Source organism: Mycobacterium ulcerans subsp. shinshuense (genome assembly GCF_002355775.1).
GTDB classification, from domain to species: Bacteria; Actinomycetota; Actinomycetes; order Mycobacteriales; family Mycobacteriaceae; genus Mycobacterium; species Mycobacterium marinum.
Map to the genome: position 1 here is coordinate 2377746 of NZ_AP017624.1, position 21014 is coordinate 2398759.

Genomic DNA, 21014 nt, shown 5'->3' on the forward strand with positions numbered 1-21014 from the left:
TGGCGCTGCTGAGGACCAACAAGAACACCTTGTACCTCACCGCATCAGCACGGCGCGTGGGGGCCCAGACCCCGCCAGAGGCGCGGGCCTTTGACGGCGCACTCGAGGGTCCATGCCGCACCGGCGCCATCAGGGCGGCCATCAACACCACGGCGTTCGATACCGGTGCGGGCAGCCGCTCGCGAAAAGCTGCGGCGTTACCGTCCGCGCCCCGGCGCACCGACGTGCCCCGGGTTCACCTTGACCTTGGGCAGGTTGATGTTCGGCACCGGGACGTAGGGGATGTTCTCCACCGCGTTGATATTGGGTACGCCAATGTCGACGCTGGTGCAGGCGGACACCCCAACCACGTCGACACAGCCCTCCACGCCGGGGGCGGCGCTGGCGCTGGCGGCGCCCAGCATCGCCGCCGCGGCGGCGGGGGCGGTCGCGAGAATCGCAGCGAGGCTCATCCGTCCGATTCGCATGGCAGTCATCCTTCCGACGGGCCGAGCGGGATCAAAGACCCAACCACTCGGCGCAGGGGTTATTGGCAGCGACCCTTGAAATCAACCAGCGGCTGACGGATGCCCTGCAGGTCGGCTTTCACCGACGGGTTGGCGTCGAGATAGTTCTGCGTGTTCGCGCTCATCGCATCGCGATCCTGGCCCCTGAGACCGGTGAAGAATTCGTTCACGTCGGGATGGTTGAACAGGTAGTCCGTCGTGGCGTTGGAAACACCGGATGCGGTGCGGGCCAGGTCAGCGGCCGTGCAGTTCGCCGGCGGATCCGCAACGGCGATAGCCGCGCTACCGAACAGCAGGGCGGCGCTGAATGCGCCGACTGCGATCCCGCGGTGCACCGCTGGGGCTGAGAGTGACATGGCAACCTCCTTCTGAGGTGTGGCTACGCCAACGACACTTCAGTCGGAAACTGCTGGGCACAAAGCGTCGTCGGTTTGTGTCTCGGGCAAGTCCAACACGGCAACCGTGCAGCTCGGGAGTGCCGAAAGTCCCGTACTGCGACGAAATCCGGGTGGAAGAAGTAGTCACTACCGGTGGATTGCCTCGGTCAGGCCAGTCGGAATAGGTAGGCGAACGCGGTCCGGGTGTAGGCGATCCCTCGCCCCTTGCGGCGAATCGCGTCGGGGTCGGCCGCCGTCGGCGTCTTCGGGGTCAGGTAGCTGTCGAGTGCGTCGGTGTCGAAGCGGTAGTGCTCACCGCGGTGGTGAACGGCGGCCACGAGCTCGAGTCGGGGGTCGAGCGCAGCGAGGCTGGCGTCACCGTGGCTGGTGTTGGCCAGGAAGAGGCCTCGGGGTTTGAGGTAGCGCTGGCGGTGGTCCCACAGTGGGCCTGCGTAGAGCGAGATGAGCAGGTCGAAGTGGGCCTGCGCCAGGCCGAGTGCGGTGGTGTAGTCGGCGTGCAGGAAATTCACATCGGGCTCGACGCCGGGGCGGGTGCGATCCCGCAATTCGGCGACGGCGAATTCGTGACTGGCGAAGTAGCGTGCGGCGCGGCGGTCGGTGTCGACGTAGGTAACCGAGGGGATCGCCGTCGAGGGCGAGATGTCGAGATAGCAGCCCGGATACAGTGCCTTCGCCGGCGCCCAGGCCGCTGCGAAGGTTGCGAACAGCCCGGATCTGTCTCCGATGCTCTGCCGGTAGGTCGCCCACGAGGGACCCGCCAGCGAGCGCTTTCCTTGAGGCGGCGGGTTCATGCGATCTCGTCGGGGCGTTCGACGAGTTCGCCGTTGCCGAACTTTGCCCCAGCGCGGACCAGCGCAACCAGATGCGGTGCGTTGACCGCGCGCCAGCGCGACCGGGTGGCCCCGATCAGCCTGTCGTCCCGGTCGCCGGAATCAGAGATTGCGCTGAGCACCCGACGTGCCTTCCCGACCAGCGTTGGCGCGCCGGTCTAGCTTGGAATCATCAAATCGGTCATCCGGGAAGGTACGCGCCTTCCCCCGGCGATCGACAAGTTTCAAGCATTGCTCGTACGAGTGCGAGGAGCGCCCATGCGCGGCAGACGAGGACTTCAACTGATCGCCATCGCCGGGGTGGCGGGCTTGGCGGCGTGCAGCAACACGGCAACCAACCCGCCCACGGGCCGCGGCAATGCATCGACACCGGCGGGGCCGCCGTCGATCACCAGCGAGCCGTTCGGTGAGGTCGATGCGACCCCGGTGAGCCGCTACACGCTCAACAGCGGGCGCGGAATGCGGGTGCGAATCCTGACTTACGGCGGCATCATCCAGTCGATCGAAGTCCCCGATCGCACCGGACGTATCGGCAATGTGGTGCTGGGCTTTCCGACCCTGGCCGGCTACCTGAACAACACCGGATCCGCCAAGACCTACTTCGGCGCGATCATCGGCCGCTACGGCAACCGGATCGCCGGGGGAGTCTTCGCGCTCGACGGCCACGAGTATCACCTGCCCATCAACGACGGCGGTAACAGCCTGCACGGCGGCACCGCCGGATTCGATACCAAGGTGTGGCAGGCCAGTGTGGAAAAAGGCGGTGACAGCGTGGGCTTGAAGCTCCACTATGTCAGTCCCGCAGGAGAAATGGGCTTTCCCGGGGCACTGAGTACAACGGTCACCTACACCCTGGATCAGAACAATCAACTGCGCATCAACTACCACGCCAGCACCGACGCGCCGACCGTGATCAACCTGACCAATCACAGCTACTTCAACCTGGCCGGTGAGGACGCACTTGACGTCTACGGCCACAAGGTCACCATCCATGCCGACAACTACACGCCATTCGACTCCACCCTGATCCCGACCGGGCAGATCACCGCGGTGCGGGGTACGCCGTTCGATTTCACGTCACCGACCGCGATCGGCGCGCACATCACCGACAATGACCCGCAACTGTTGCTGGCCCACGGCTATGACCACAACTGGGTGATCAACCGCGCCGACAACACCGAATTGATCCAGGGCTCCGGCGTTGTTGATTAGCAGGCTTGTGAGCTGGGGAATTGTGGATTGAGGAGGTCTAGGCGGCGGTTGGCGGTCAAAGCGGTGATCCGGCAGGCTTCGGCGATGTTGTCGGCGCCGTTGAGGCGGTGCAGATTGATCGCGGTGTTGCGTAGCGTTGCTAGGACCTGTGCGCCGTTTCCGGTATGTGCCCTTTGACGGTCTTCGTCGAAGGTGACGTCGCGTATCCAGTGCAGGCTGTTCTCGATTCCCCAGTGTTGACGCATCCAGGTCATGATCGCGGTAGGGCGGGCGTGCTCGAACGGCAGGCTGCAGATGGCATAGACCACCTCCACGCTGCGCTGGTCGGTGGCGGTGATCAAGCGTTCACGAGTGATCCGGATGATTTGTTTTGCGTAGGGGAAGCCGATTCCTCGTGCAGCGGTGATGATTTGCAGGGTGCGGGTCTCGACACGGCCGTGGCCGCGGGAGTCGTCGGTAGCGGCTGCGGGCACCTCGGCCCAGGGCAGCGCGGTGATACGCGCAAGTATTTTGGCTTGGTTGGACTTGACGATCATCAGGTAGTGCGACTTCAAGGTGGCGCAGATCAACTTCGCGGTGACGACCTGGGTATGCATCGCATCCACGGTGACCAGCCACCGCAAGCTACCCGGCAGCAGCGTGAGCAGGGCACGTACGCAGGGAATTTCATTGCTTTTCTCGGCGACAGCGAGTTGACCGAGCACCAATCGGGCACGGTGGGCGAACACCGACACGAGATGCGTGGCTGTCGCTTTGGCGCGTAAAGCACCACGCAGCATCTTGCCGTCCAACGCGATCGGCACCAATCCACTGGGGTCGCTGCTAGCCACGTGTGCAGTGAAGTAACTGCCCATCCTGGCGTTGAGGTCGGCGGGGTCTAGCCGAGACAAAACAGCGCGGAAGGTCTTCTCACTGGGCCGCCGGAACCGGACCCCTAATTGGGCCAACACATCATCGGGAGCGGTGGCCGCCCATGTGGCAAAACCAGCATAGCCGCGCATCCCCGCGGCAGTGGCCAGAACCGCGATCGCCAACAAAGCCATCAGCGAATACCTCCGACCGCGTGGGTCCCTCGGGTCTGGCACCGAGGCCAACACATCGAGAAACTCCGATCCGATGAGCTCGCTGCGCTCACCAGGACTCCAGCGGTCGAACACCTCTGGAACCGACGACACAGGCAATACTGAAACGGTAGGCACGGGCAACTCCAGACCAACGACGAACAGTAACCAACTCGATCGTTCTCCAGATAGCCCGTGCCTACATTCCGGCCCCAATAGCGCGGCACCAAAGATCATCAACCCAGCTCACAAGCCTGCTAATCAACAACGCCGGAGCCCTGGGTGAGGAAGGCGCGTGTCTGCACCACGTTGCCGAAACCGATGCCCAGCTCGCCGAGCACAATCTCGAGGTTGTGCATCACATTGCGGGTCTGGGCCTCGATCCCGTCCGGTAGCGGCTTCGCGTGGTCGTCGGGATAGTTGGGCATCTGCCCGGTGATCCATAACCAGCCGTCGCTTTCGACAACATGGCTATACGGTGCACACGCGTCAGGCGCCGCGTCGAACATCATGAATGTAGGAATACCCATAGCCTTGCCTCCGCTGCGAATTGTTTGAAAGGCGCGCAATTTGTGGTGGGCTTTTCCGAGCGTAACAGGCCGCCGGTACCGGATGGTATGCGTCGATGACGCAATTGCCGACACCGGAAGGCGCCGCGTCGGGTATCTCGCAACCGGTCCGACGTGGTGCTGGGCGGATCGACCACGCGATCTTGTGTTGCAGGCGTGAGACGGATTGCTGGGGCATTCGGCCTGTTCGCCCAGGTTGGACCGAAGTCGTGAGACACGGCAGGGCGGCCGCCGCCCGGAACCCATGTCAGGTTTGCTGATTGGTCGCGGGGATGGGCTGATATCGATTTAAAATGCTTGGTGAAGGCGCCATTAAAGCCGCCGCAACCCGCCGTCGAGAACCAAGGAATGAATTGAGACGTGTTGTGCACCAATCGGATAATTTTGGCAGGATCCGATGTGGTGATCGAGAGTCGAAAGCCGGTTCGCGGCGAACTTACACACTGGTTGTGAGTTTGCTGGCAACGCTGGGATCTGGACGTTCCCGTGGCGTTGGGGAGGCACGTTGACCGCGGACGGGACTTGTGAGAGCGATGTGCCCGCCGAGGTTGTGCAGCTGTTTTTGAGCAGCGCTTGAGCCGCGTGTGATCCGGTGTTGCGCAGGGCCGTCGAGTCGATGCCGGAACCGTTGGCGACGATGGCCGGCTACCACCTTGACTGGTGGGATATCGATAGATCCGCCCTAGCAGGATCGTCGGGCACGTTCGTTCGCGCCGCCCTGGTCTGGGCGGCCGCCGCGGCCTGCGGCGGTGATGCCGGCAACGCGGCGCCGATTGCGGCGGCGGTGGAGTTGGTGCACAACGGCACGTTGCTCCATGACGACGTGATGGCTGGGGAGGTGACCCGCGGCGGCAGGCGCGCGGTGTGGAGTATCTGGGGCATCGACAACGCGATCCTGTTGGGAGATGCGTTGCAGACTGCGGCTATTCGGACCCTGACCGACCTGCCTGACCCGGGCGTGGCGGTCCGGGCGGTCATGCGGTTGGAGACGTCGTGCCTGGACTTGTGTATCGGCCGGTTCGAGGATTGCGCATTCGAATGCGGTCAAGCCGGCCCGGTCGACAGTTACGAGCGGATGGCCGCAGGCAAGACCGCGGCCTTGATCGGTTGTTGTTGCGGTCTAGGCGCTTTGGCCGCCGATGCCGGCGATGCCACGATTGCGGCGTTGGAACGGTTCGGCCGTGAATTGGGTCTGGCGTTCCAATGCGTCAACGACCTTGGCCGCCGTAACGCGACACTGACGGTGGCGGCCGCACTGAACTCACGATCCGAAGCGGCCATCGAACCGGCGGCGCTCTGCCACTCCGGCAGTTTCATGGCAACCGGTGACATCGATCGCGCCGCAACCCTTGTCGACGTTGCCGCGGGACGCCACGCCGTGCAGCGATGCGCCGATCAACGCATTCAAGCGACTGTCGCGGCACTGCCCGATGCCGTGCGATCCCGCGATCTGATCGCGTTGTCGCAACTGATCTGCTGCCGGGAGCGCTGATGGCCGGGGAAAACGCCGTGGACATCGCCAGTTTTCGGCGCAACTCCCACGACGAGGTGCTGGACAACCTCACCAAAGGCATTGTTGGCGTGTTGCAGGATGCATTTGCCGACTCGCCGTGCCGCGACTTCTTCCTGTGGTGCTCGTCGCCGCAGAGTCCGGCGCAGCCCGAATGGCTGCGTCTCAGCGGCAGCGGAGCCACGCATGCGATGACGGAAAAGGTACTTCTGTACTCAATGGAGGACGCCCACGCCGAGCACCTGCTGGGACAAAGCCCCGCCCTAAACACGTACCTGGCTTTCGACGCTGTCGCCAACGATCTGGGCATCGGGCTCGGCATGGATCCTCGCCTCGACGGCCCCCACGAACGGCTGCGGCGCAAACTTGCGATCGATGTCAATCACGCGGCCATCCGTGCGCTATCGAGGCCAAGGCCCGCAGCGCCGATGTTGCTCGCCGATAGCCGCGCGAGCGCTCGTCGCATCGACTTCTTGATTCAGACGCCGAGTGGAGCTGCCTATTCACAGCTGGTCAAGGCCTTCAACGCACAATGCGGCCGGAATGTGCGAGCTGACGTGCGCGCCGCGCTGTGGCCGCTGCTCGTCGGCAACATCATCGCCGCTCGCGGGGTGCTGCGCGCCATCAGGGGACTGCGCTACGCCGAACCGGTGCGGCGCTATCTGCTCGGGCGCTACACCGGCGTCAATCGGATGATCGGCACGGGACTCAGGGGCGGAATCGGCCAGCGGCTGGAAAGCAGCGCCGATGCGATCTTGGCCTCCACCACCCTGGGGTACTACATCGCCTTCCTGCTGGACACACCCGAGTACCGCGACGTGCCGATGGAAGAGATCGATCTGCTCTTGTTCCGCGCACTTTCAGCGTGCAATCGTCTCGTCTGCCTGCTGAGCGACATCGGGCCCGAGTTGTTGAAGAATCAGTCCGGCCGTGAGGATCTGGCGAATCGGATCACCGATGCCACAGCGGCAACGGATTCCAGGTTCGATGAGGTGTTGGCCCGCGTGTGCGCCGACGACCCGATGACCACACGCTTGGAGAAGGACCTCACGCGCCGCCAAACCAATCTGGCTCTCGACTCGCTACATGCCTTGCCGGTGGCCAAGGCGGCGCCGGCCTTCGTCAAGCGATTGAACTATTTTGCCCATGCCTATGGCACGGCGGAGCGGTCGCTGATCGACGCATGTCAGGGTCTGCACCACCTCACTGGGCGTTCCGAGATTTCCAAGCTCGTCCTCAACTTCTTCAGCTTTCACGACTCGGACTACGCGAATTCATACAACTTGGTCGCCGGCGGATACAGCGGGGTTTCGCTGCGCATGGTCCCACCGGCCTAGATCACCGTACCCGCGAAGCGCTTGCCAGAGGCCGGCCGGTCTCAGCCGGGCCGGTGGGCGCAAAGATGCGGCGACATCACGTCGTTGAAGGTCTGCGGGTTTTCCAGGAATGGGAAGTGCGTGCCACCCCGCCGTCCCGGGACCCGGGCAAATTGCGCGCCGGGGATCTGCCGCCACATCCATCGTTGGGAAGCGATCGGCACATTGACCGAGTCGCCGGCCAGCACCAGCGTTGGCAAGCCGATGTGCGCCATCAGCCCGCGCCAGTCATGGGTTGCCACGTCAAAGATCAGGTCGGCGGCGCAGCGGCGGTCCAACGTCTGGCCTTGCTCCACGAGCCAGGCCAATTCATCTGCTCCGATGCCTTCGGAGACAACCTCGGTGACGAAGTCCGGACGCGGGTCATCGCCATCGGCGCACAGCCGATCAGTGAACGCGAACAGTCCGGTGGGGTCCATCGTCGCTCCGGCCTCGAGAGCCTGGGCACCGGTCCACGCGGGATTTCTTAGCGCGCAGGGCATCTGGTCGACCAGCAGCAGCGAGGCGAGCCGTTCGGTACCGAATAGCTCGAGGTAGGACCAGATCACCGCGCACCCCATCGAATGTCCGAGCAGATGGACCTGATCGAGTTGGTGCGTCTGCAATACGGTTCGCAGGTCGGCGGCAAGGCGGTGGATGTGATAGCCGAGCTGGGGGGTTGACGAACGACCGTGCCCGCGATGATCGATCGCCAGCACCCGCCATGTGTGCGACAAACCAGCCAGCTGATGGCGGAAGATCTGCGCGGTGAGCGACCAGCCGGGCAACAACACCAAGGCCGGGCCCTCGCCGGCCGCCGTGTGGCCGATCACGGTGCCGTCGTTGCAGACGGTTTCTCCCACTTCGATCCGGTGGGGCTGCGCAGCGGATTCCATAAGCTTCGACCCTAGGGCCGAGATTCGATCAACCGGGTGAATTTCTTGCGACCGACGTTCACCGCACATCCGGGCCAGTGCCGGCCGATTCGGATAGCGGTGGGCGGTGTGTACATCGCGCCGACGTTTATGTGGCCGGCGCCGAGGGTATTTCAACTGCACCTGCAAACCCCCTTGGAGGACAGATGACTATCACCGGCGTTATCACTGATATTCTCATCGGCACGGTAATCGGCGTGCTCGGCCGACTCGTCGTGCCAGGCCGACAATCCATCGGAGTGCTCGTCACCATCCTGGTCGGCATCGTCTCCGCGTTCATCGGGACCGCGATCGCAACGGCTGTCGGAATCCCGACCGCGACCAGTGGCGTCGACTGGCTCGAACTGCTGGTCTAGGTCATCGTGGCCGCTGTTGGCGTGGCCGCGGTTGCCTCGCTGATGGGCAGGCGGCACTCCGTCCGGCATCACCGGCGGTCGCCGTTCCGGACTGCTGCACTGACAGCCAGCCGACCCGTAATCCCGGCTGATCGTCTACGGCCGGGATTACGGCAGTCCTGCACCGGCTCCGACGACACCGCGGCGGTCAATAGTCGCTAATGGTGATGCCGCCCAAGGTTATTCAAGGGGGTACCTTGGGCGGCATCCAGTGCGGACGGGAGTGCTCGCCGCGCAGGTGTCGGCCACTCGCCGGCGAGCCGGGCAGTCAGTCCGGGCGGGACCCAATGGTCACCGCGGCGATGTTCCAGATATCGTCGCAATATTCGGCGATCGCCCGATCTGAGGAAAACTTCCCGCTGTATGCGGAGTTGAGAATCGACTTGCGAGTCCAGCTTTCGGTGTCTTGCCAGGTGTTGCTGACTTGCTGCTGGGCGCGCAGGTAGTCGGCGTAGTCGGCATTGACCAAGAACGGATCCCGCTCGCTCAGGTTGGCGATCAGCGGCGCAAACACCTCGGGGTCACCGCCGGAGAACGCTCCCGAACCAATCAAACCCAAGAGCCGCCGAGAGTTCCGCGTTTTCGCGGATGTAGTCCCGGGGACGATAGCCCGCGGCCGAAACCCGCTGCACGTCCTGGACGGTCAGGCCGAACAGGAAGAAATCCTGCGCGCCCACCTGCTCGCGGATCTCGACGTTGGCCCCATCGAGGGTGCCGATGGTCAGTGCACCATTCATCATGAACTTCATGTTGCCCGTGCCGGATGCTTCCTTGCCGGCCGTGGAGATCTGCTCGGAGAGATCGGCCGCCGGATAGATCATCTGGCCGCTTTGCGCATTGAAGTTCGGGATGAACGCGACCTTCATCCGGTCGTTGACGTCGGGATCGGAGTTGACGATTTCCGCGACGGAGTTGATCAGTTTGATGATGAGTTTGGCCATGATGTAGCCGGGTGCCGCCTTGCCGCCGAAAATGTATGCGCGCGGAGCGGTTTCCAGATCCGGATTGAGCTTGAGCCGGTGGTAGGCGGTGATGATGTGCAGCACGTTGAGATGCTGGCGCTTGTATTCGTGGATGCGCTTGACCTGGATGTCGAAAAGCCAGTCCGGGTCGAGCTCGATATCGGTGCAGGACCGCACATAATCCGATAGCCGGGCCTTGTTGGTTCGTTTGACGGCCCGCCACCGCTGCTGAAACGCCGGATCACCGGCCAACGGCGCCAGCTCGCTCAAGCGGTCCAGGTTGCGCAACCACCCAGGGCCGAGTGTTTCATCGAGCAGTTTGCGCAGGCCGGGATTGGCCAGGGCAACGAATCGGCGCGGGGTCACCCCGTTGGTCTTGTTGCTGAATCGCTGCGGCCACATCTCGTAGAAGTCTTTGAGCACAGTGGTTTTCAACAGCTCGGAGTGCAGGGCCGCGACACCGTTGACCGCGTGGCTGCCCACGGTCGCCAGATGCGCCATGCGGATGCTGCGGTCGCCGTCCTCGCCGATCAGCGACATCCGCCGGACCCGGTTCTCATCGCCGGGAAACCGTGCCCGTACCTCGTCGAGGAAACGCCGGTTGATCTCGTAGATGATCTCCAGATGTCGCGGCAGGAACCGTTCAAACATCGACAGGGGCCAGGTTTCGAGAGCTTCCGGCAACAGGGTGTGATTGGTGTAGGCCAGCGACGCCACGGTGATCCGCCAGGCCTCCTCCCAATCCAGGTCACGTTCATCGACCAGCAGCCGCATCAGCTCGGCCACGGCGATCGAGGGGTGGGTGTCGTTGAGTTGAATCGCCACGCGGTTGGGCAGCTCCTGCACGGGCAAGCCGGCGAAGTCCTCGAGCAGGTGCAGGATGTCCTGCAGCGAACAGGACACAAAGAAGTACTGCTGGGCCAGCCGCAGTTGTTTGCCGACTTCCGGCTCATCGTTGGGGTAGAGCACCTTGGTGACGGTTTCGGACACCACCTGGTCATCGACCGCCCGGTAGTAGTCGCCGGCGTTGAACGCATCCAGCGCCAGTGACTGGATGGCCCGGGCGCTCCACAGCGTGAGGGTGTTGCAGGTGTTGACTCCGTAGCCCTGAATGGGCGTGCCGTAGTAGACGCCCTTGACCGCGCGCTGGGGAATCCAGCGCACCCGGTATCTGTCCCGCTCATCGATGTAGGACTCGGTGCGGCCGCCCCAGCCGACCCGGTAGTTCAGTTCGGGTTTGACGATCTCCCAGGGATTGCCGTCGGCCAGTCAGTTGTCGGTCTTCTCCACCTGCCAGCCGTCGCGGATCTCCTGGTCGAAGATGCCGAACTCGTAGCGGATCCCGTAGCCGACCGCCGGGCGCTGCAGGGTGGCCAGCGAGTCCAGATAGCAGGCCGCGAGCCGGCCCAACCCTCCATTGCCCAGGCCGGGCTCCTCCTCGCAGGCCAGTACCTCGTCAAAATCTTGCCCCAGCGCGGTCAGCGCGGCGCGCGCCTCCTCCTCGATCTGCAGGTTGAGCAAGTTGTTGCCCAGGTGCGGGCCGAGCAGAAACTCCGCCGACAGGTAACAGGCCACTTTGCGGGAGAGATCCAGATAGGTCTGGGTGGTCTCGATCCAGCGCTGCTGCATCCGATCGCGCACAGCCAGCGCGAGCGCGCGGTAGTAATGCTTGGGCTCCAGCAGGGCCGCGGGACGCCCGAGCGAATAGCGCAGGTGGTCTTCAATCGCCTGACGCAGGGCATCGGAACTCATTCCGGTGCGCACATCGCCGACATTCGTGGCTGCGGTGGCCGCCTGGGCCGCGGGCAGAATGACATCACTCATGGTCGCGCTTCCCCCATTGGTTTCCAGCCGTCCTGATGCCTGCGAGTATCGCACCGGAGCGTGAATCGCTTCATGAATATCTGACGCCGCGACACCGCCGCGGCAGCACGGCGATGGCGGGCAGCGCCGAATCGATCATTCCCGCGGCGTCGGCTTCATCGACCCGATGAAGTAGGTCTTCTGGCCGGTCGGGTATCCGCCGCCGTCGGTGGCGATATGCACGTGGTCGTAGTGGTTGAGCGTTTCGGAGCCGTAGTCCGCCGTCCAGCTCGGCGCTCCGATGCCCGGGTAGATCTTCTGCCTCCAGATCACGTGAAGCACACCCCAGCGCTTGGCGTTGGCCAACGCGTAGCCGGCGATCTGGTTGCCCAGCTCGATTCCCTCGGGGCTGGCGTGGTCGGGGATCATCACGTCGATGGCCAACCCGTTGGGATGCCACTTCAACGGATCCTGCCGGAACCCGCCGATGGTGGTGATCTGGGGAAACAAGACGCTGATGGCGCGGGCCGCCCAGATGGTCTTGACCTGCAACCCACTTTCCGGCGCGACACCGGAGGGCAGGGAGAACTGGAATTCCTGAGCTGCCACCGGCGCGTTCGCCGCCAGCGACTGGGCCTCCACCGGACTGGCGGTGTGCGGCGCGCTGACCGGTGCGGGTGCCGGGGATGCGGGGGACACCGGAGCGGCCGCCGGCGGCTCGACGCAACAGGGAGGCTTGGCGTTCTGGGCGTAGATCATGGCGGCCGACAAGGCCAGCGAGGCCGTGAATGCCAACCACCGGCCCCGGCCATTGCCGAAGACGTTAATGCCCACGAAACAGCACTCTAGTGTCGGGTGGGACGGATGGGACAGTGTTTTGGTCGTTGGTTTTCTGGCTTTGTGCGCCGGCGGATGCTCGACCGGATCGGGCCGGTGCCGCCCGCGGTCTGGTCAGAACTGCGACGGTCCATAATCGGCTTCGACGCCAAAGCATCGGCACCGGTTGGTCGATGACGGCGGTTTGTTCGGGATCAGCTTGAACCAGAACCGGTTTCGGGGTCAGTCGCTTCAGGAACGGGGAGTCGCATGTGTACACGCATTCTCTACAGGACCGGCACGGGGACCTACGTCACCGGACGCGGCATGGACTGGAACGACCTGGACATGCAAACGGACTGCTGGGTGTTTCCCCGCGGCATGCGCCGCGACGGCGGGGTGGGGGCGGGGTCGATCACGTGGACCTCAAAGTACGGCTCGGTGATCCTGAGCATCTACGACCTGGCGACCTCCGACGGCGTCAACGAAGCGGGGATGGTGGGCAACCTGCTCTACCTGACCGAGTCCGATTACGGCGACCAGGGCGCGCGGTCCAAGCCGACGATCTCGGTGGGGGCCTGGGTGCAGTACCTGCTCGACAATTTCGGCACGGTCGCTGAGGCGGTCGAGGCGATGAGTGCCGATCCGATGACGGTGGTCTCGGCCGACGCGCCGAACGGACGTGCCGCCTCGGTGCATGTCGCGTTGTCCGAAGCCGGTGGCGATTCGGCGATCTTCGAGTACCTCGACGCCAAGCTGGTGATCCACCACAGTCGTGACCACACGGTGTTGACGAATTCGCCGGTATTCGAGCAGCAGCTCGCCATCAACACCTACTGGGATCTGATCGGCGGGCACAACATGCTGCCCGGAACCATCACCTCCGCGGACCGCTTTGTGCGCGCCAGCTACGCCCTGAAGGCGTCACCGCAATTCAGTGATCGGCGCCAGGCGGTGGCGGCGGTGTTCTCGCAGATGCGCTCGATCGGAGTACCGCTGGGCATGAGTGACCCCGACAAGCCCAACATCGCGTCCACGTTATGGCGATCGGTGGTCGACCACGACGCTCGGCGCTATTACTTCGACTCGGTGATCAACCCGTCGGTGATCTGGGTCGATCTCGACAAGGTCGATCTGACGCCCGCCGCGCAACCGATGAAGCTCACCGTCGGTGTCCCCGACGATCAGGGCGGCGATGTGTCGCAGAAGTTCGAGCCGGCCGCGCCGTTCCACTTCCTGGCACCGAGTCCGCGCTGAGCGCTGCGCCGCCTCGCGGCCCGACTCGGCGGCGGTGCCCGGCCGGATTCGGGCTACTCGTCGCCATTGGGTTGAGCAAATTCATCGGCGGCTAGTCTGTTGTTATAACTGGCTTACATTTGCCCTATAAATGTCCAACGAATCTGTGCGTCTTCGAGAGGTAGCGATATGCCTGTTCCGTCATCCGCGGTCTTCGAGCGTCTACTGAGCCTTGCCGCGATCAAGGACGTCGATGCTCGTCCGACCCGGACCATCGACGAGGTCTTTACTGGCAAACCGTTGACCACCATCCCGGTCGGCACCGCCGAAGACGTCGAGGCAGCGTTTGCCGAAGCTCGCGCGGCACAGGCCAACTGGGCGAAGCGTCCGGTCAGCGAACGCGCGGAGGTCATCCGCCGCTACCGCGATCTGGTCATCGAGAACCGCGAGTTTCTGATGGACCTGCTGCAGGCCGAGGCGGGCAAGGCGCGCTGGGCGGCGCAGGAGGAAGTCGTCGACCTGGTGGCCAACGCCAACTACTACGCACGCGTGTCCGCGGGCCTGCTAAAGCCCCGCACGGTACAGGCGCTGCTGCCCGGGATCGGCAAGACCACGGTCGGCTACCAGCCCAAAGGCGTGGTCGGGGTGATTTCGCCATGGAATTACCCCATGACGCTCACGGCGTCGGACTCGGTTCCCGCGCTGATCGCGGGTAACGCGGTGGTGCTCAAGCCGGACAGCCAGACGCCGTACTGCGCACTGGCGTGCGCCGAGCTGCTGTACCGGGCCGGCCTGCCGCGCGCGCTGTATGCGATCGTGCCGGGCCCGGGCTCGGTGGTGGGTACCGCGATCGCCGATAACTGCGACTACCTGATGTTCACCGGTTCGTCGGCGACGGGCAGCCGGCTCGCCGAGCACGCCGGCCGTCGGCTCATTGGTTTCTCGGCCGAACTGGGCGGCAAGAACGCGATGATCGTGACGCGCGGCGTCAACCTCGACAAGGTGGCCAAGGTGGCCACCCGCGCCTGCTTCTCCAACGCGGGCCAATTGTGCATCTCGATCGAGCGGATCTACGTCGAGAAAGACATCGCCGACGAGTTCACCCGCAAGTTCGGCGATGCGGTGCGAAGCATGAAGCTCGGTACCGCCTACGACTTCTCGGTCGACATGGGCAGCCTGATCTCCGAGGGACAGCTCAAGACCGTGTCCGGCCACGTGGATGACGCAACGGCCAAGGGCGCCAAGGTGATTGCGGGTGGCAAGGCTCGACCCGATGTCGGGCCGCTGTTTTACGAGCCGACCGTGCTGACCGATGTCACCCACGAAATGGAATGCGCGGACAACGAAACGTTTGGGCCGCTCGTCTCGATCTACCCGGTTGCCGACGTCGAGGAAGCCGTTGAGAAGGCCAACGACACCGAATACGGGCTCAACGCCAGCGTATGGGCGGGCTCGTCCGCCGAGGGGGAGAAGATCGCCGCCCGGTTGCGGTCGGGAACGGTGAACGTCAACGAGGGCTATGCCTTCGCCTGGGGAAGCCTGAGCGCACCGATGGGCGGCATGGGAATCTCTGGGGTCGGCCGCAGGCACGGCCCCGAGGGGCTGCTCAAGTACACCGAATCGCAGACGATCGCCACCGCGCGGGTATTCAACCTCGATCCGCCGATGGGCGTCCCGCCCACCCTCTGGCAGAAGTCGCTCTTGCCGATCGTGCGCACGGTGATGAAGCTGCCCGGGCGGAAGTGACCGCTAGCCGCCGCTGGTTGCCGTCGCGGCTTGGGGTGGCCAGGCGAACGCATCCACCCCGGTGTCGATCTGTTGGCGGGTGCGCTTGTCCAGATCGGTGATGACCAGCGGCTTGCCCGGTGAGCTCTCCAGGTAGGCGACCACGTCGCCGGCTCCCCACCGGGGCCCCTGGACCTCGGCGGCGACGTTGGCGGCAATCGTTTGCGGCGCGCCGCCCGAGACATCGAGAACCTGCAGGCTTTTCGACGATTCGCCTTCGCCGCTTCGGGTTTCGGTGAAAGCCAGCTCGCCGGAGGACAGCGCCGCGAGATCGGAGTAGTAGGAGCCGGCTCTGGCGAACACCGTCCTGGGAGCTCCGGCCGGATCGGTGCCGGTGCCGCCGGGTGCGGCGGCGGAATAGATGCCACCGTCGCGAAGCGCAAACGGGATCTCGGTGAAGTTCGGACCGGAGGCATCGCCGTTGGTGAACAGGATCGACCGACCGTCGCTGCCGTAGGCCACCGAATACGCGTTGGTGTCCATCGCGACCGGAGCCGAGGCCGCGCCGACCTCGAGGGCATTGACGTCGATGGGGGACACGTCGCTGCGCGCGTTCGCCCACGCGATGTGGTTGCCGTCCGGCGCCCACGCATATTGGTCGGCCGCGGCCGGGCGCTGCGGCGGCGACAGCACCGAGCCGGTGTCGGCGGCCGCGACGATCAGCAGGCCGCCGGCCATGGTGCCGTTGCTGTCGTTCTGCAGGAACGCGATCTGCTTGCCGGTTGGTGACCAACGCGGGTTGACGATCTGCCCGAGTCGATGCCCGGGGGGCGGCGGGAGGGCGGCGGGGTCCACGAGTCGGTGGGGCGCCCCCGCCGGCGCATCCTCAGCCAGGTCGAGCACCCACAGCTCACCGCCGTAGTCCGAGGCGCTGTTCTTGTGGACATAGGCCACCCGCGTGCCGTCGGGGGACGGCGCCGGCTGCGTGTCGGCCGGTCCGTCGGTGAGCTTGCGTCCGGGGGTTCCGGCGGGATCGCTCACATACAGCGAACCCGCCTTGGCATAGAACAGCGCCGGCATCGAGGTTCCAGTGTTGGCGGTGGAGCGCTTGCTTGACGGCGGTGACCCCGAATCGGCCGCTGGACTGCAGGCCGCCACCATCAGTACCACAAGGTATGCCACTATCGGGGCGGCTGAGCGACGCCAGGCCATGCATCCCACCTTATCGGTTCCCGGAGGCTGCGCATGCGGTGAACAGCGGCGCGGGCGTCATCGGTGGGTGCTTCGGCCGTACCGCCGTTGCGCGCGTCGGTGTTTGGAACTAGCGTTGACGGGCGAGCCGAAATCATCTGCTGTACAACGGAGTTCCGTCGCGGGAACGGATGCCCGACGAGGCCGCGTGGCAGCGGGTTTCGGCATCGGGCGCGAAAGTTCAACGAGGACAGGGGCCTTGTCGCGGTCCGCTGTTTCGCCCGCGCGAGGTCACCTCGCGACCATACGATCCGAGCAGTAGCTAAAAGTCGCGCCGTATACTCATCGGCGTCACCGAGGGCAGGTCACCCGCGGAAATCACGGTCTTTGCGACCTGTGTCAATGCCTGGAACAACGCGTCCAGCTCGGCGTCGTCGAGACCGTCAAAGGCGCGCAGCGCCAGCGCATCGGTGGTGTTCTCCAGGTGCTCATGCAATTCGCGCCCGGCGGGCGCCAACGATCCTTCTTCGGTGAGCAGGCCGCGGCCGACCAGGCTGTTGACACAGGCTTGCCACTCGGCGTCGTCGTAGTGGCGGGTTAGTTTCATGTAGTCGTTGGGGACTCCGTCGGCCGCGCAGTGGAACACATTTGACTCGCGTCCGGAGACGCCGGCGGCCACCAGCACCGCTACGTGGCTGTCCCCGCGATGCTCGCGCAGCAGGGTCGTTGCGTGCCACAGCGCCGCGACCGGATCCTCTGGCCACGGCAGGGCGCGATTGGCGGCAAACAATGCGCGCCCCTCCAGCGAAGCCCGGCTGGCGGCGCTGCCGGCCAGCCGGCCAGCGCTGCGCACGTTGTCGTCGTCGGTGAGCCCGTAACGCCGTAGGGCAGCCACCGCCGAATCTTGGCGAGCCTGCAGCGCCAGCCGCGGCTCGGCGATGTCCCAGGCCGCGTGCAGGGCCTTGGCCACCCGTGCGGGTGCGAAGTTGTAGAAGGCGGCTGTCACGACCTCCGGCGCCACCTGGCCCAGCGGGGCCGATCGGGCGGCGAAATAGCCCATCCAGAATCCGCGGTACCCAAGGTTGGCCAGGGCTGCCCGGGTCTCCGAAGCAAAATATGTGACGGCGTGGATGGGTTCGAAGCGATCGTATAAACGCCGGGCCAACTCGGGTGTGCGTTGCATTCCCGAAGCTAACCACTTGGTGGCGCCCCGCGGGAGCGCACCCGCCCCGACGGGTCCCGCGGCGGCCGCCAGCACCGTGATCGCCCGGACTCGGGTCGGAAGGTCGCCTACGAGTTTTGCCGATTGATTGGCTAATGTCGCTGGACGGCGCCTTTGGTTCCGGTGAGCCCGCGGTATGTCCCGGCACCGAAGACGTCGCGCTCGAGGCCTGTCGATACGCGCCGGTGCGTACCCGACTGCCCACCCAGAAACGGAGTCAGCGATGAGCGCACGCGCGCAAACCGGGACCATCTCGACGCACGTACCTGCACGGCTGGACCGGTTGCCGTGGGGACGATTCCACTGGCGCGTCGTGATCGGGCTTGGCGGCGTGTGGGTCCTCGACGGGCTCGAAGTCACCATGGTCGGCAACGTGTCGGCGCGGCTGACCGAGCATGGCAGCGGGATCAACCTGACGCCCGCGCAGATCGGCGTGGCGGCGTCGTTCTACATCGCCGGGGCCTGCCTGGGGGCACTGTTCTTCGGCCACCTCACCGACCGCTTCGGGCGGCGCAACCTGTTTCTGTTGACCCTCGCGGTGTACCTGACGGCCACCGTGGCCACCGCATTCGCCTTCGCACCTTGGTATTTCTTCATCGCGCGTTTGTTCACCGGCTCCGGCATCGGGGGAGAGTACGCCGCGATCAACTCGGCGATCGACGAACTGATACCCGCCCGCGTGCGCGGCCGCGTTGACCTGATCATCAACGGCACCTATTGGCTGGGTTCGGCCGCTGGAGCGGCCGGGGCGCTGGTCCTGTTGGACACCTCGAATTTCGCGCCCAACATGGGGTGGCGGCTTGCCTTCGGCTTGGGTGCCATCTTCGGCATCTTTGTGCTGCTGGTCCGGCGCAACGTCCCGGAAAGCCCACGCTGGCTGTTCATTCATGGGCGTGAGCAGGAAGCCGAGCAGATCGTTCGGGAGATCGAGGAGGAAGTAGAACGCGACACCGGCCAGCGGTTACCTGACCCGCCGGGGCGGCCGCTCAAGATACGTCAGCGTCAAAGGATTTCCTTGTGGGAGATCGCCCGGGTCGCGTTTACCCGCTATCCGCGGCGGGCCTTTCTTGGGCTGGCGCTGTTCATCGGTCAAGCGTTCCTCTACAACGGGGTCACGTTCAATCTCGGCACGTTGCTAAGCGGCTTCTACGGTGTCGAATCCGGACACGTGCCGCTGTTTTTCATCGTGTGGGCGCTGAGCAACTTTGTCGGGCCCCTGGTGCTGGGGCGGCTCTTCGATACCGTCGGCCGCAAGCCCATAATCACGATGTCCTACATCGGATCCGCGGTGATAGCCGTGGTGCTCGCGGTGATATTTGTGAACCAGACCGGCGGTGTCTGGACGTTCATCATCGTGTTGGCGGCGGCGTTCTTCCTGGCATCGGCGGGCGCGAGCGCGGCCTACCTGACGGTCAGCGAGATCTTCCCGATGGAGACCCGAGCCCTGGCCATCGCCTTCTTCTACGCGGTGGGCACCGCGATCGGCGGCATCAGCGGCCCGCTGCTGTTCGGTCAGCTGATCGAGTCCGGGCAGCGTAGCCAGGTGTTCTGGTCGTTCATCATCGGTGCCGCGGTGATGGCCGTGGCCGGCCTGGTCGAACTCTGGCTCGGCATCGCCGCCGAACAGCGCCCGCTGGAAGAGTTGGCGCTGCCGCTGACGGTGGCCGACGCCGAGGACGACGACGAACCGGCCGATGGGGCGGGCGCGCGGGGCGCGCAGCACCCCGGGAGCTGAGGCGGCGCCGCCGAAAAGCCGCGGGTGGCCGGCCGTGGGACGTCACGATCGGCGTCTGATCTGCCTTCAGCATCAAGGGCGCTTTCCGGGTGCGAAGCCAGGCCTTGACCGGGCCGACGAGAGGCGCGTGATGTCGTACGTGAGCGCGGTGCCCGAGGCGGTGTCGGCTGCGGCCACCGATCTGGCCGGCATCGGTTCAACGATCGCGGCGGCCAATGCCCTCGCCGCCGTCCCGACAACCGATCTGCTGGCCGCGGCTGCCGATGAGGTGTCGACGGCCATCGCGTCGCTGTTGGGCACGCATGCCCAGACCTATCAGACCCTCAGCGCCCAGGTGGCGGCGTTTCACCGCCAGCTGGTGGCGGGCTTGCACTCGGGCGCGGCCGCCTACACCGCCGCCGAGGCCGTCAACGCCGCGGCCGCGCAGAACCTGGATCTGGCGGTGTCGTTCAGCGGGGTGCAGCTGCTGCAGCGGGGCAGTGCCAATGCCACCACCGCGGGTTTTGGCTCGCTGGCGGTCGCCGTCGGCGAGAACAGCACCGCCCGGGTCGGCGGCGGCGTATTCAACGGTGCCTGCGCCATGGGGGCCGACAGTTTCGCGGCGGTCAACGACGTCACCGGGGGCGCTGCCGCCTCCGGCGGCTTCAACATGGCCGGAGCCTTCGGCGCCAGTGTCGCGTCGGTGAACACCGCGGGCTCCGACAACGGGGCCACCGCGAGCGCGGACGGCAGCTTCAACAACGCCTGGGCCTTCGACGGCAGCACCGCCGAAGTCAACACCGCCCGCGCGGACGGTATGGAGGCCGTCGCGGAGGCCACCGGCAGCTTCAACACGGTCGGAGCCTTCGGCGGCGGCGCCGCGCTGGTCAACGATGTGACCGCCCAGACGTTCACCGGCGCTGCCAACGCCGACGCCACCGGCAGCTTCAACCGGGCCTGGGCCTTTGACCAGTACAGCGACGCCGAGGTCAACCAAGCCATCGCCAACGCCAACCTGAACGGCACCGCCACCGCCAGCATCGTGGGCGACTTCAATGTGGCCGGGGCGGTCGGCAACAGCCTGGGCACCGTCAACTTCGCCGATTCCGCCGCCACCGGCGACACCACCAGCGGCGTAGTGACCGGCAATTTCAACTCGGCCTGGGCCATCAGCGACATCCAGAACGCCGACGTGGCCACCGCCAACCCCGCGCTGGCGATGGACGACGGCACCGCCGTCTCCCACGGCGACTTCAACGCCGTATTCGGCGTCGGTGGTGGCGGCGCTATTGCCAATGGCGCCACGGCGGTGACCGCGGGCACCGCCGCCGTCAGCGGCGGCGTTTTCAACACGGCCGCGGCGATCGGCTCGTCGACCCTAGCCGAAGTCAACCCCGCCAACGGCGGTGTGGCCATCGGTGCCGGAAACAATGCCTGGGTACTGGTCACCGATGCCCAGGCCAGCGCCGGTGCCGGGAACTTCAATCTCGCGCTCGCTCGCGCGTGCAAGGCGGTGGCCGACGCGACCGGCGGCAACGGCATCGTCGATATCCAACCGCCGTTTTTCTGGTGAG

The 21014-nt window shown here is 65.3% G+C and carries 17 protein-coding genes and 2 pseudogenes; 8 read left to right on the forward strand and 11 right to left on the reverse strand.

Annotation, left to right across the window (positions count from 1 at the left end):
• Positions 1–197: 197 nt before the first annotated feature.
• The 4 genes from SHTP_RS10725 to SHTP_RS10740 all read right to left on the reverse strand — a co-directional run bounded on the left by SHTP_RS10725 (position 198) and on the right by SHTP_RS10740 (position 1856).
• Entirely contained in the window at positions 198–467 is a 270-nt protein-coding gene (locus tag SHTP_RS10725) for a hypothetical protein (protein ID WP_012394282.1), read from the reverse strand.
• 59 nt (positions 468–526) lie between these two features.
• Positions 527–862 carry a heme-binding protein gene (locus tag SHTP_RS10730; RefSeq protein WP_096370579.1) on the reverse strand — a complete coding sequence of 112 codons (336 nt, stop codon included), beginning with the start codon at positions 860–862 and terminating at the stop codon, positions 527–529.
• Positions 863–1050: 188 nt separating this feature from the next.
• The gene (locus SHTP_RS10735; protein WP_096370580.1) at positions 1051–1695 is read right to left on the reverse strand and encodes a hypothetical protein; all 645 of its coding nucleotides are present in this window, start codon (positions 1693–1695) and stop codon (positions 1051–1053) included.
• On the reverse strand, positions 1692–1856 hold the full coding sequence (locus tag SHTP_RS10740) for a hypothetical protein (RefSeq protein WP_020787579.1): 165 nt from the start codon (positions 1854–1856) through the stop codon (positions 1692–1694). Before SHTP_RS10740 ends, SHTP_RS10735 begins: the two co-directional genes overlap by 4 nt.
• Before the next feature lie 136 nt (positions 1857–1992).
• Between SHTP_RS10740 and SHTP_RS10745 the strand changes: the two genes are divergently transcribed.
• Positions 1993–2946 (forward strand): aldose epimerase family protein, encoded by a 954-nt coding sequence (locus SHTP_RS10745; RefSeq protein ID WP_231991375.1) that lies wholly within the window; start codon positions 1993–1995, stop codon positions 2944–2946.
• On the opposite strand, the gene SHTP_RS10750 is transcribed toward SHTP_RS10745, so the two are convergent.
• Together SHTP_RS10750 and SHTP_RS10755 are read right to left on the reverse strand one after the other, a co-directional pair.
• Entirely contained in the window at positions 2943–4145 is a 1203-nt protein-coding gene (locus SHTP_RS10750; RefSeq protein ID WP_420811867.1) for an ISAs1-like element IS2404/ISMul1 family transposase, read from the reverse strand. The two genes, SHTP_RS10745 and SHTP_RS10750, sit on opposite strands and share 4 nt — an antisense overlap.
• A 119-nt stretch (positions 4146–4264) precedes the next feature.
• Positions 4265–4537 carry a RidA family protein gene (locus SHTP_RS10755; protein WP_231991376.1) on the reverse strand — a complete coding sequence of 91 codons (273 nt, stop codon included), beginning with the start codon at positions 4535–4537 and terminating at the stop codon, positions 4265–4267.
• A gap of 631 nt (positions 4538–5168) precedes the next feature.
• On the opposite strand from SHTP_RS10755, the gene SHTP_RS10760 reads away from it, so the two are divergent.
• Positions 5169–6068, forward strand: a complete 900-nt coding sequence (locus SHTP_RS10760) for a polyprenyl synthetase family protein (RefSeq protein WP_172900534.1) — start codon at positions 5169–5171, stop codon at positions 6066–6068.
• A complete protein-coding gene (locus SHTP_RS10765; RefSeq protein WP_096370581.1) occupies positions 6068–7423 on the forward strand; it encodes a hypothetical protein in 1356 nt (451 codons plus the stop codon). The genes SHTP_RS10760 and SHTP_RS10765 overlap by 1 nt, the downstream gene beginning before the upstream one ends.
• A gap of 41 nt (positions 7424–7464) precedes the next feature.
• Here SHTP_RS10765 and SHTP_RS10770 read toward each other — a convergent pair whose 3' ends face one another.
• A complete protein-coding gene (locus tag SHTP_RS10770) occupies positions 7465–8337 on the reverse strand; it encodes an alpha/beta fold hydrolase (protein ID WP_096370582.1) in 873 nt (290 codons plus the stop codon).
• Positions 8338–8522: 185 nt separating this feature from the next.
• On the opposite strand from SHTP_RS10770, the pseudogene SHTP_RS10775 reads away from it, so the two are divergent.
• Positions 8523–8835 (forward strand): annotated as a pseudogene (locus SHTP_RS10775) (GlsB/YeaQ/YmgE family stress response membrane protein).
• 204 nt (positions 8836–9039) lie between these two features.
• On the opposite strand, the pseudogene SHTP_RS10780 reads toward SHTP_RS10775, so the two are convergent.
• Positions 9040–11485, reverse strand: a pseudogene (locus SHTP_RS10780) (glycogen/starch/alpha-glucan phosphorylase).
• A gap of 207 nt (positions 11486–11692) precedes the next feature.
• On the reverse strand, positions 11693–12370 hold the full coding sequence (locus SHTP_RS10785) for a VldE C-terminal domain-containing protein (RefSeq protein ID WP_096370583.1): 678 nt from the start codon (positions 12368–12370) through the stop codon (positions 11693–11695).
• A gap of 252 nt (positions 12371–12622) precedes the next feature.
• Here SHTP_RS10785 and SHTP_RS10790 point away from each other — a divergent pair, with 252 nt between their 5' ends.
• Together SHTP_RS10790 and SHTP_RS10795 are read left to right on the forward strand one after the other, a co-directional pair.
• Complete coding sequence (locus SHTP_RS10790; RefSeq protein ID WP_096370584.1) at positions 12623–13609, forward strand: linear amide C-N hydrolase; 987 nt, start codon at positions 12623–12625, stop codon at positions 13607–13609.
• Positions 13610–13777: 168 nt separating this feature from the next.
• Entirely contained in the window at positions 13778–15334 is a 1557-nt protein-coding gene (locus SHTP_RS10795) for a succinic semialdehyde dehydrogenase (RefSeq protein WP_096370585.1), read from the forward strand.
• A gap of 3 nt (positions 15335–15337) precedes the next feature.
• Here the strand turns inward: SHTP_RS10795 and SHTP_RS10800 are convergent, their stop codons facing one another.
• Both SHTP_RS10800 and SHTP_RS10805 read right to left on the reverse strand, forming a co-directional pair.
• Positions 15338–16393 carry a TolB-like translocation protein gene (locus tag SHTP_RS10800; protein WP_231991762.1) on the reverse strand — a complete coding sequence of 352 codons (1056 nt, stop codon included), beginning with the start codon at positions 16391–16393 and terminating at the stop codon, positions 15338–15340.
• A 433-nt stretch (positions 16394–16826) separates the two neighbouring features.
• Positions 16827–17687 (reverse strand): SCO6745 family protein, encoded by an 861-nt coding sequence (locus SHTP_RS10805; protein ID WP_096370586.1) that lies wholly within the window; start codon positions 17685–17687, stop codon positions 16827–16829.
• A 262-nt stretch (positions 17688–17949) separates the two neighbouring features.
• Between SHTP_RS10805 and SHTP_RS10810 the strand changes: the two genes are divergently transcribed.
• Positions 17950–19461, forward strand: a complete 1512-nt coding sequence (locus tag SHTP_RS10810) for an MFS transporter (RefSeq protein WP_096370587.1) — start codon at positions 17950–17952, stop codon at positions 19459–19461.
• A 130-nt stretch (positions 19462–19591) separates the two neighbouring features.
• Positions 19592–21013: a PE family protein gene (locus SHTP_RS29985; RefSeq protein WP_096372421.1), complete on the forward strand. Its 1422-nt coding sequence runs from the start codon at positions 19592–19594 to the stop codon at positions 21011–21013.
• The last annotated feature ends 1 nt before the right edge of the window (position 21014 follow it).